The sequence below is a fragment of the Kitasatospora sp. NPDC057015 genome (assembly GCF_042673745.1).
Taxonomy (GTDB): domain Bacteria; phylum Actinomycetota; class Actinomycetes; order Streptomycetales; family Streptomycetaceae; genus Kitasatospora.
In genome coordinates, this window is sequence record NZ_JBHUSG010000057.1 from 52,156 (window position 1) to 62,974 (window position 10,819).

Here is a 10,819-nt window from a genome sequence, read left to right on the forward strand (position 1 = left end):
GGCGCCGGCAGGTCCGGGCAGCACTTCGGCGCATGCGGCTGCCCCCGGCGCGGTCCAGCACGTACGGTGAGGGCATGACGAGCGCGAGCGGCGGTGCTGACATGGTCGACTGGAATCTCGCGGTCGCGACGGCGACCAGGCTGGTCCGGCCCGGCCCGGAGGTGACCCGGGCGCAGGCCGCCGAGGTGGTCGCCGAGTTGCGCCGGCACGCCCTGGAGGCGGAGGAGCACGTCCGGGAGTTCACCGGGATGCGCTCCAGCAGTCTGACCGCCGCGAGCGCCACCCCGGTGCTGATCGTGGACCGGCCCGGTTGGGTGCGGGCGAACGTGGCGGGCTTCCGCACGATCGTCCAGCCGCTGGTGGAGAAGCTGGCGGCCCGCCGCTCGTCCTCCGCCGCCGCGGGCGTCCTCGGCTCGGTGGGGGAGAAGGCCACCGGGATCGAGGTGGGCGCGCTGCTGGCGTTCCTGTCGGCCAAGGTGCTCGGGCAGTACGAGACCTTCGCTCCGGCGGAGGTGTCGGTGGAGACGCCGGACAGCCCGGCGGCGCTCTTCGACAAGCCCCGGCTCGGCCCGGCGGGCCCCGGCCCCGGCCGGCTGCTGCTGGTGGCTCCGAACATCGTCCAGGTGGAGCGCGAGCTGGACGTGAACCCGGCGGACTTCCGGCTCTGGGTCTGTCTGCACGAGGAGACCCACCGCACCCAGTTCACCGCCGTGCCGTGGCTGCGCGACCACATCCAGTCCGAGGTGCAGTCCTTCCTGGCCGAGACCGACGTCGACCCGGGGGCGCTGCTGGACCGGGTGCGGGAGGCCGCCGGGTCGATCGGCGGCGGGCTGACCGGGCTCGGCGCCCGGGGTGACGGCTCGGCGCCGGGCGGGCTGCTGGAGGTCGTCCAGTCGCCGGCCCAGCGCGAGATCCTGGGCCGGCTGACGGCCGTGATGTCGCTGCTGGAGGGTCACGCGGACGTGGTGATGGACGGGGTCGGCCCCGCGGTGGTGCCGAGCGTGGCGGAGATCAGGGAGAAGTTCCAGCAGCGCCGCGACCGCGGGGCCAACCGGCTGGACCTGGTGCTGCGCCGGCTGCTGGGGATGGACGCCAAGCTGCGGCAGTACCAGGACGGCGCGGTCTTCGTCCGCGGCGTGGTCGACCGGATCGGGATGGACGGCTTCAACCGGGTCTGGACCTCGCCGAACACCCTCCCCACCAAGGAGGAGATCCACAATCCGGCGGCCTGGGTGGCCCGGGTGGGGCGCTGACCCGCCGCGGGACGAGGGCGTCGGGCCGCTCGCACGGGTGGTCCAATCGTGCAGACGGCGGGTGGAGATACGTTTCTCCATTCACCCGTACGTGGGACGGTGGTCGTACCGGTGGCGCGGGTGGCGTAGTAGGCGGCTCATTTCTGCCACCATCTGTGAGCGCCCGGTAACAAGGCGCTCACACTCGCGCGGTTCCCCCACCGCGTCCCGTCGCCGTCCCCCTCCGCCAAGGAGTGCTCAGCCGTGGGCCCACATCCCGCAGTCGCCGCGATACGCCTGGCCGTACGCCGCACGCTCGCCGACCTCGCCGCCGAGGCCGGAACCTCCTTCACCGCGCCCGTCCGCGCCCCGCACGGGCGTCCGGGCGGCACGGCCCTGGTCAACGCCGGCGCGAACAGCGGCGCCGCCACCACCCTGATCGGCAACGCCCACCGGCACCCCTCCGGGCTGCCCCGCACCCCGGCGGCGCCCGGCGCCCCGCTCGTCCTGGTCGCCGTCAGCGGCGGCGCGGACTCCATGGCGCTGGCCACCGCCACCGCCTTCGAGGCGCCCAAGCTGGGCCTGCGGGTCGGCGCCGTCACGGTCGACCACGGCCTGCAGGCCGGCTCGGCCGAGCGGGCCGCGCAGGTCGCCGAGCGGCTGCGCTCGCTCGGTCTGGACCCGGTCGAGGCCGTGCCGGTGCGGGTGGGACGCCAGGGCGGCCCCGAGGCCGCGGCCCGGGACGCCCGCTACGCCGCGCTGGACGAGGCCGCCGAACGGCACCGGGCGCTCGCCGTCCTGCTCGGCCACACCCGCGACGACCAGGCGGAGACCGTCCTGCTCGGCCTGGCCCGGGGCTCCGGCGCCCGCTCGCTGGCCGGCATGCCCGCCCACAAGGGCCGCTACCGCCGCCCGCTGCTCGAACTCGACCGCGCCGCGACCCGCCAGGCCTGCACCGCCCAGGCGATCCCGGTCTGGGACGACCCGCACAACTGTGACCCTGCCTACACCCGGTCCCGGGTGCGCCACGAGGTGCTCCCGGTGCTGGAGAAGCACCTCGGCGGCGGAGTGGTCGAGGCGCTCGCCCGGACGGCCCGGCTGTTCCGCGACGACGCCGACGCGCTCGACCAGTGGGCGGCCCTCGCCGAGCGCGACCTCCGTACGGGCGAAGGCGCCCTGGACGTCGCGAAGCTCGCCGAACTGCCCCCCGCGGTGCGCCGCCGGGTACTGCGCCGCGCCGCACTGCGCGCGGGCTGCCCGGCCGGCGACCTGTTCGCCCGACACCTCGAAACGGTCGACCTGCTGGTCACCGGCTGGCGCGGCCAGGGGCCCCTGCACCTACCCGGGGGCGTCGAGGCCACCCGCAGGTGTGGCACGCTGGTCTTCCGGCGACAGGGCGACTGACGGGCAGGCATGGCCCCGGGGCAGCCTGGCCGCCGCCGACACAGACCCCCGAACGCTTGAGGACGTATCCCCGGTGGACGACAAGGACATGGGCGCCGACCTGGCGAAGGTGCTCATCAGCAAGGACGAGATCGACGCCAAGCTCCTGGAGCTGGCCGAGCGGATCGACCGGGACTACGCCGGACGCGATCTGCTGATCGTCGGCGTCCTCAAGGGTGCGGTGATGGTCATGGCCGACCTCGCCCGCGCGCTGCACTCGCAGGTGACGATGGACTGGATGGCCGTCTCCTCGTACGGGATGGGCACCAAGTCCTCCGGCGTGGTGCGTATCCTCAAGGACCTCGACACCGACATCGCCGGCCGGGACGTCCTGATCGTCGAGGACATCATCGACTCCGGCCTGACGCTGTCCTGGCTGCTCGGCAACCTGGGCTCGCGCCGCCCGGCCTCCCTGGAGGTCTGCACCCTGCTGCGCAAGCCCGACGCGGCCAAGGTCGAGATCGACGTCAAGTACGTCGGCTTCGACATCCCCAACGAGTTCGTGGTCGGTTACGGCCTGGACTACGCGGAGAAGCTGCGCAACCTGCCGTTCATCGGCACCCTGGCGCCGCACGTCTACGGCGGCTGACGCCCCGTTCGGGCGATGGGCGGGAACAGTACGCCGTTCCCGCCCGTTGGGTCGGGGGACAAGAAAACAGGTCGTGTCGCCGTGCTCCCGCCTAGAGGGGGACGGACTGCGGTACGGTCCAATAAAACCGCTCTTCACATGAGCACAGACCCGGATGCGCCGGCGGCCCACGGCCGCACTGCGCCGTTGAGTGGCAGGAGGGACGGGGCGGCAACGCCCCGCATGGATGGACGTCAAGCGATACTTCCGTGCGCCGATCATGTGGATCGTGCTGGCCGTCCTCGCCGTCATTGTGCTGATGCAGGTCGTTTCGGACTCGAACGGCTACAAGACGGTGGACACCGGGCAGGTCGTCGCGGCGATCAATGCCGGCGAGGTCAAATCGGCGCAGATCACCACTGGTGATTCGAATACTGTCAAGATCCAGCTGAAGGACGGCGCTTCGCTCCCGACTTCCGGGACGGGCAAGACGCCTTCGGGCAGCAAGTTCCAGGCCTCCTACATCGGGGACCAGGGCAAGGACATCGCGGCGCGGCTGCAGACGCAGATCGACGACAAGGATGCCAACACCCTGCCCGAGGGCTACACCATCAGCCCCGAGAAGCAGAGCACCTTCGTCAGCCTGCTGCTGTCGATGCTGCCGATCGTCATCATCGTGCTGGTCTTCCTCTTCCTGATGAACCAGATGCAGGGTGGCGGCTCCCGGGTCATGCAGTTCGGCAAGTCCAAGGCCAAGCTGCTCACCAAGGACACCCCCAAGACGACCTTCGCGGACGTCGCCGGTGCGGACGAGGCGGTGGAGGAGCTCCACGAGATCAAGGAGTTCCTGCAGGAGCCGGCCAAGTTCCAGGCCGTCGGCGCCAAGATCCCCAAGGGCGTGCTGCTCTACGGCCCGCCCGGCACCGGCAAGACCCTGCTCGCCCGTGCGGTCGCGGGTGAGGCGGGCGTGCCGTTCTACTCGATCTCCGGCTCCGACTTCGTCGAGATGTTCGTGGGTGTCGGCGCCAGCCGGGTCCGCGACCTCTTCGAGCAGGCCAAGGCGAACGCCCCGGCGATCGTCTTCGTCGACGAGATCGACGCCGTCGGCCGGCACCGCGGTGCGGGTCTCGGCGGCGGGCACGACGAGCGCGAGCAGACTCTCAACCAGCTGCTGGTCGAGATGGACGGCTTCGACGTCAAGGGCGGCGTGATCCTGATCGCCGCCACCAACCGCCCGGACATCCTGGACCCGGCGCTGCTGCGCCCGGGCCGCTTCGACCGGCAGATCGCCGTCGAGCGCCCGGACCTGCAGGGCCGCCTGGACATCCTCAAGGTGCACCAGAAGGGCAAGCCGGTCGCGCCGGACGTCGACCTCCGGGCCGTCGCCAAGCGCACCCCCGGCTTCACCGGTGCCGACCTGGCGAACGTGCTCAACGAGGCAGCGCTGCTGACGGCCCGCTCCGACAAGAAGCTGGTCGACAACTTCACCCTCGACGAGGCGATCGACCGCGTCGTGGCCGGTCCGCAGAAGCGGACCAGGATCATGTCCGAGAAGGAGAAGAAGATCACCGCGTACCACGAGGGCGGTCACGCCCTGGTCGCGGCGGCCTCCCCCAACGCGGACCCGGTCCACAAGATCACCATCCTGTCCCGCGGGCGGGCGCTCGGCTACACCATGGTGCTGCCGGACGAGGACAAGTACTCCACCACCCGCAACGAGATGCTCGACCAGCTCGCGTACATGCTGGGCGGGCGCGCGGCGGAGGAGCTGGTCTTCCACGACCCGACCACCGGCGCCTCGAACGACATCGAGAAGGCCACGGCCACCGCTCGCGCGATGGTCACGCAGTACGGCATGACCGAGCGCCTCGGCGCGATCAAGTTCGGTTCGAGTGACTCCGAGCCGTTCCTGGGCCGCGAGATGGGTCACCAGCGCGACTACTCGGAAGAGGTCGCCGGGCTGGTGGACGAAGAGGTCAAGAAGCTCATCGAGAACGCGCACAACGAGGCCTGGGAGATCCTGGTCGAGAACCGCGACGTGCTCGACAACCTGGTCCTGGAGCTCCTGGAGAAGGAGACCCTCAACAAGGAGCAGATCGCCGAGGTCTTCGCGCCGATCGTCAAGCGTCCGGCCCGGCCGGCCTGGACGGGCTCGTCCCGTCGTACGCCGTCCACCCGTCCGCCGGTGCAGTCCCCGAAGGAGCTGGCGCTCACCAACGGCGCCGCCGCCCTGACGGAGGCCGCCCCGGTGGTGGACACCGTGAAGCTGCCGCCCGTTCCCGGCGAGGCCCCCTCGGAGGGCTGAGCCGAGCAGCAGGACGGAATGGATGCCGCGTCACCGGGGTTTGTACCCTGGAGGCGCGGCATCCGTCGTGCCCGGCCCGGACGCGCACCGCCGTCGCACCGCAAGCACCGCCGTACCCATCCGTCTCTCCACTCACCTGCGAGGCCCGCATGATCGACCCGGTCACCTTCGACGGTCCGTCCACTGTCGGGGTCTTCGACCAGAAGCGGGCCGAGAACGCCGTGCGGGAGCTCCTGCTGGCGGTGGGCGAGGACCCGGACCGCGAGGGGTTGCTGGAGACCCCGGCGCGGGTGGCCCGGGCCTACAAGGAGATATTCGCCGGCCTCTGGCAGGAGCCGGAGGACGTCCTCACCACGACCTTCGACCTCGGCCACGACGAGCTGGTGCTGGTCAAGGACATCGAGCTGACCTCGGTCTGCGAGCACCACCTGGTGCCGTTCCGGGGGGTGGCGCACGTCGGGTACATCCCGTCCGCCAGCGGCAAGATCACCGGTCTCTCCAAGCTGGCGCGGCTGGTGGACGTCTACGCCCGCCGCCCGCAGGTGCAGGAGCGGCTCACCAGCCAGGTCGCCGACGCGCTGATGCGGATCCTGGAGCCGCGCGGGGCGATCGTCGTCGTCGAGTGCGAGCACATGTGCATGTCGATGCGCGGCATCCGCAAGCCCGGCGCCAAGACGCTCACCTCGTGCGTGCGCGGCCAGCTGCGCGACCCGGCGACCCGCGCCGAGGCGATGAGCCTGATCATCGGCCGCTGACCGCTGACCGCTGACCGCTGACCGCTGACCGCCGGTCGCGGCCGTCGGGGCTCAGACCGCGTGCTCGGCGTGCGGCGGGGCCGGGGTGCCCAGGGCGTTGCGGCGCTCGGGCATCCGCAGCCGCACCATCCGCCGCCACCCGAAGGCGCTCTCGTACAGGTAGAGGCCGTACAGGCCGGCGGCCAGCAGCACCCGCCGGGGCAGCGGCCAGCCGAGGATCCGGCCCATCGCGGCCATCACGGTGAGCCCGACCTCCCGGTGGGTACGGATCTCGCCCTTGGCGATGTGCTCCAGGGTGTGCCGGATGTAGGGGCCGTGCCCGGCCGCCACGAGCCGGAGCAGCTCCTCGTGGCAGTACGCGAGGTGGTTGTCCTCGTCCGCGGAGATCATCTGCATCGCCCGGCCCAGCTCGGGGTTGTCCCGGTAGGCGCCCAGCAGCTGGCGCATCTGCTCCGAGGCCCGCTGCTCGGTGACCCGGCTGTGCGCCAGGTAGGTGATGACCTCCCGCTCGGCCAGCGGCACGTCGCTGTTCAGGCGGTCGTGGGCGAGGCCGATGCCCTGGCGCTCCAGCAGCATGCAGTAGTCGGCCTTCGGCGGGACCGGGACCTTGTCCAGGCCGCGCTTGTGCAGCAGCTGGGTGAAGATCCGCCCGTGCTTGCGCTCGTCGGCGCCGTGCCGGGCGATCTTGGGTGCGAGCACCGGGTCCGGGGTCAGCGCGTGGATCCGCTCGTTCTCCCAGCCGCCCTGGTCCTCACCTCCGGCCGCGATGCTGCAGAAGAGTTGGTACGCCTCGTCGTTGAGGTAGATCTCGTTGAACAGAGATCGGGTGGTCAGCACACGTGCCTCCTGTACGGGACCGATGGACGTCCGGGAACGGTCCTGATGCGTTCCCCGGCGGGGGCGGCGGTTCGGGCCGTCGGCGCGGGATTCACCCGGTCGCGCGAAGGGCGCCGGGCCGGTTGCGGGGTGCGACCGCGGCTCACGGGCGGGGCTCGCGGTCCTGCGGCGTCGCCAGCCGGTCGCTCATCCACTCCAGCGAGGCGGGCAGCTCGCGCCGCCAGCTGTCGAAGTTGTGGCCGCCGTCGTCGAGGAAGAGCGAGTCCACCCGCAGCTCCGGGTGGGCCGTCGAGGTCTGCTGGGCGACGCCGAGGAACGCCTGGGTGGCGGCGTAGTCCTCCTCCTGGCGGGTGCTCACCAGCAGCATGGAGACGGCGGGGGCCGGCAGGTTGTGCAGCCGCCAGGTGAGGTCGCTCTGGTCGATCAGGGTGCGGTCGCCGCCGAACAGGTTGCCGCCGGTCGAGTAGTCCTCGGGCACCTTGAAGTCGGCGTGCAGGCCGGCCGCGCTGCCGAACACGTCGGGGTAGCGCATGGTCAGGCGCAGCGCGCAGCCCCCGCCGGTGGAGTAGCCGAAGATCCCCCAGGACGAGGCCTCGCGTCCGACCCGGTAGGTGGCGCGCAGGGCGGTCGGGATGTCCTTGGCGAACCAGGTCTCGGTCTGCGGCCCGTTCGGTACGTCGACGCACTCGGTGTTGCGGGGTTCGGCGACGGTCGGCCGGGCCATCACGATCACCGTGGGCGCCATCTGGCCGGTCCGCTGGAGCTCCCAGGCGGTCTGCGGCAGGCGCAGCTCGGAGAGCAGGTGCAGGGCCGAACCGGGGAAGCCGGCCAGGGCGAGCAGGACGGGGAACCGCATCCGGGAGTACTTCGGGTTGAAGTACTCCGGCGGCAGGTAGATGAACATCTGGTCCGACAGGCCGCTCTCCTTGCCCGTCACCCGGATCGACTCGACCTTCCCGACCTCCTCCGGCGGACCCTTCGGGAGGTCGGCGACGCCCTCCATGCCGCCCTCGGTGGTCGGCGTCACCAGGGCCTCACCGGCCGGCGCGGCACCCTTCTGGTGCCCGGAGCCGGTCAGGGTGAGGGCCGCACCGCCCGGGTGGAGCAGTCCGTCCCAGGAGGTGTAGAAGCCGAAGGAGTTGTTCACCGACACCGCCAGCACCGCCAGCACCGTCGCCTGAGTGACGGTCAGCAGGGCGATCCTGCCGAGCATCGCGAGCGGGCGCTGGCGGGCCAGTCGCGGCCAGAGCCAGAGGGTGAGGAGCAGCGACAGGGCGCCCGCCGCGAGCAGCGTGTTCACCAGTGCATCGCTGGTCAGTTCCATCCCGTCGCCTTCCGGTGGATCACTGTCGGTTCAGGATTCATCGTGTGACAGGGCGTCAGATCGGGCCATCGGAGCTAGGCTGACCGGGCAGTGGGCCGCGGTGTCACGACGGTCGCGGCGGCTGCAACCGACGCCCCGGGACGCGGCGTCCACCGTACGTACCGCGTGCGCGCACAGCCCTGAGCGCCGCGCGGCGCCAGGGGCAGTCCCCACCCATGGCCCAACCGACGCGCGGGAGCGGAAACGGGTTTACCTCCTGTTTTCCGTGATTTGGTGCGCGCATTGTGCGATTGAGGAAATGACATGAAGGTCCGTTACACGTCCTCCTCCGGAGGGACGGGACAGTGCTCCAGAACCTCTACGCTGAGCTCCCATGAGCGTTCCCGTGTCCGTTGAGCCGCCGCCCCAGCAGCCCCGCCGCAGGGGCTTCCAGACGCTTCGTACCCAAGCGGCCGCCGTGCCGCGGGCCTGGCTGCCCGGTGCCGTCGGGTACGCCTGTCTGCTGATCGGACTGCTCGACGTCGCGAGCGCGGTGTTCCCCAAGCTGCGCCGGACGAAGATGCACTCCTTCGCCGGGCAGCTCCCGGGCGGGACGACCACCCTGGCGGCGGTCGGCACGCTGATGGTCGGCCTGCTGCTGGTGCTGCTCGCGCACGCCCTGCGTCGGCGCAAGCGGCGCGCCTGGCGGGCGGTCTGCGTGCTGCTGCCGATCGGCGCCGCCCTGCACATCCTGCGCTGGCACCAGGTGGGACCGGCGGTGGTCTCGCTGGTGCTGCTCGCGGTGCTGCTGGTGCACCACGGCGAGTTCTACGCCAAGGCCGACCCGCGCACCCGCTGGCGGGCCGTCGCCAACCTGCTCGTCATGGGCACCGTCAGCGTGCTGCTCGGCCTGCTGATCGTCAGTGTCCGCGGGAAGGCCGAGATCCACGATCCGGGCATGCTCGACCGCCTCCAGCACGTCGTGTACGGGTTGTTCGGGTTCGAAGGACCGATCGACTACAGCTCCGACCGGACCTCCGACCTGGTGGCGTACCTGCTCGGCACCCTCGGGCTGGTCACCGCCGGCACCACCGCGTACCTGGCGCTGCGGCCGGAGAAGCCCGAACCCGAGCTGACCCCCGAGGACGAGGAGAAGGTCCGGGCGCTGCTGGAGCGGCACGGCGAGCGCGACTCGCTCGGCTACTTCGCCCTGCGCCGCGACAAGAGCGTGCTCTTCTCGCCCACCGGCAAGGCGGCCATCTCCTACCGGGTGGTCTCCGGCGTGATGCTCGCCTCCGGCGACCCGGTGGGCGACGTCGAGGCCTGGCCCGGCGCGATCAAGGTCTTCATGACGGAGGCCCGCGAGCACGCCTGGGTGCCGGCCGTGATGGGCTGCAGCGAGACCGGCGGCGAGGTCTGGACCCGCGAGGCGGGGCTGGACGCGCTGGAGCTCGGCGACGAGGCCATCGTCGACGCCACCACCTTCTCGCTGTCCGGGCGGGCCATGCGCAACGTCCGCCAGATGGTCAAGCGGATCGAGCGCAACGGGTACTCCTGCAAGGTGCGCCGGGTGAGCGAGCTCGACCCGCAGGAGCGGTACCGGATCGCCGAGGCCGCCGCCCGCTGGCGCGGCACCGACACCGAGCGCGGCTTCTCGATGGCGCTCGGCCGCTTCGGCGACCCGGGCGACGACGCCTGCGTGGTCGTCACCGCCCACCGGGCCCCCGACGAGGAGGAGGGGTTCCCCGCGGACCCCGAGGACGACCTGAAGGCCGTCCTGCACTTCGTCCCCTGGGGGCCGGACGGCATCTCGCTGGAGCTGATGCGCCGCGACCGCGCCGCCGACCCCGGCCTCAACGAGCTGCTGATCGTGGCGGCCCTGCAGGCCGTGCCCGCGCTGGGCATCCGCCGGGTCTCGCTCAACTTCGCGATGTTCCGCTCGGCGCTCGCCCGGGGCGAGCGGATCGGCGCCGGCCCGGTGCTGCGCGCCTGGCGCGGACTGCTGGTGTTCTCCTCGCGCTGGTTCCAGATCGAGTCGCTGTACAAGTTCAACGCCAAGTTCCAGCCGGACTGGGAGCCGCGCTTCCTGATCTACCCCCAGGCCAGGGACCTGCCCCGGATCGGCCTGGCCGCGATGCAGGCGGAGGCCTTCATCACCCTCGGCATGCCGAGGTTCGGCCGCAAGCGCCAGCGCCAGGGCCTGATGCCGGCACCGGCCAAGCCGCAGATCACCGAGGCCGCCTGAGTCCTCCCCCCGCGGGCCGCCCCCGGACGCAACCGTCCGGCGGCGGCCCGCCGCCGTACACGGCCCCCGCGGCCGGCCCAAGCCACGGCCCCCCCCCCCGCCCCCCCCCCGGGCCCCGGGCCCCGCACCCC

8 protein-coding genes are annotated in these 10,819 nt (G+C 71.9%); 6 read left to right on the forward strand and 2 right to left on the reverse strand.

The window, feature by feature from the left end; genetic code table 11:
* The first annotated feature begins 74 nt into the window (after positions 1-74).
* From ACFTWP_RS35755 to folE, 5 genes are all read left to right on the forward strand, one after another.
* Complete coding sequence (locus tag ACFTWP_RS35755; RefSeq protein WP_380269218.1) at positions 75-1,253, forward strand: zinc-dependent metalloprotease; 1,179 nt, start codon at positions 75-77, stop codon at positions 1,251-1,253.
* Between the two features lie 243 nt (positions 1,254-1,496).
* Positions 1,497-2,636: a tRNA lysidine(34) synthetase TilS gene (gene tilS / locus ACFTWP_RS35760; RefSeq protein ID WP_380269219.1), complete on the forward strand. Its 1,140-nt coding sequence runs from the start codon at positions 1,497-1,499 to the stop codon at positions 2,634-2,636.
* 73 nt (positions 2,637-2,709) lie between these two features.
* Positions 2,710-3,264 carry a hypoxanthine phosphoribosyltransferase gene (hpt, locus tag ACFTWP_RS35765; protein ID WP_073926604.1) on the forward strand — a complete coding sequence of 185 codons (555 nt, stop codon included), beginning with the start codon at positions 2,710-2,712 and terminating at the stop codon, positions 3,262-3,264.
* A gap of 226 nt (positions 3,265-3,490) precedes the next feature.
* The gene (ftsH, locus tag ACFTWP_RS35770; protein WP_380269220.1) at positions 3,491-5,548 is read left to right on the forward strand and encodes an ATP-dependent zinc metalloprotease FtsH; all 2,058 of its coding nucleotides are present in this window, start codon (positions 3,491-3,493) and stop codon (positions 5,546-5,548) included.
* A 149-nt stretch (positions 5,549-5,697) separates the two neighbouring features.
* Positions 5,698-6,303: a GTP cyclohydrolase I FolE gene (gene folE / locus ACFTWP_RS35775; protein ID WP_380269221.1), complete on the forward strand. Its 606-nt coding sequence runs from the start codon at positions 5,698-5,700 to the stop codon at positions 6,301-6,303.
* Positions 6,304-6,354: 51 nt separating this feature from the next.
* Here the strand turns inward: folE and ACFTWP_RS35780 are convergent, their stop codons facing one another.
* Both ACFTWP_RS35780 and ACFTWP_RS35785 read right to left on the reverse strand, forming a co-directional pair.
* A complete protein-coding gene (locus ACFTWP_RS35780) occupies positions 6,355-7,140 on the reverse strand; it encodes a ferritin-like domain-containing protein (protein ID WP_380269222.1) in 786 nt (261 codons plus the stop codon).
* A gap of 142 nt (positions 7,141-7,282) precedes the next feature.
* Positions 7,283-8,464 carry an alpha/beta hydrolase gene (locus ACFTWP_RS35785; RefSeq protein WP_380269223.1) on the reverse strand — a complete coding sequence of 394 codons (1,182 nt, stop codon included), beginning with the start codon at positions 8,462-8,464 and terminating at the stop codon, positions 7,283-7,285.
* 373 nt (positions 8,465-8,837) lie between these two features.
* Between ACFTWP_RS35785 and ACFTWP_RS35790 the strand changes: the two genes are divergently transcribed.
* A complete protein-coding gene (locus ACFTWP_RS35790) occupies positions 8,838-10,688 on the forward strand; it encodes a phosphatidylglycerol lysyltransferase domain-containing protein (RefSeq protein WP_380269224.1) in 1,851 nt (616 codons plus the stop codon).
* Positions 10,689-10,819: the final 131 nt, after the last annotated feature.

Coding starts and splice junctions, on each gene's coding strand:
- ACFTWP_RS35790 (WP_380269224.1), top strand. CDS start 8,838: ATGAGCGTTCCCGTGTCCGTTGAGCCGCCGCCCCAGCAGCCCCGCCGC.
- ftsH (WP_380269220.1), top strand. CDS start 3,491: ATGGACGTCAAGCGATACTTCCGTGCGCCGATCATGTGGATCGTGCTG.
- ACFTWP_RS35755 (WP_380269218.1), top strand. CDS start 75: ATGACGAGCGCGAGCGGCGGTGCTGACATGGTCGACTGGAATCTCGCG.
- folE (WP_380269221.1), top strand. CDS start 5,698: ATGATCGACCCGGTCACCTTCGACGGTCCGTCCACTGTCGGGGTCTTC.
- ACFTWP_RS35785 (WP_380269223.1), bottom strand. CDS start 8,464: ATGGAACTGACCAGCGATGCACTGGTGAACACGCTGCTCGCGGCGGGC.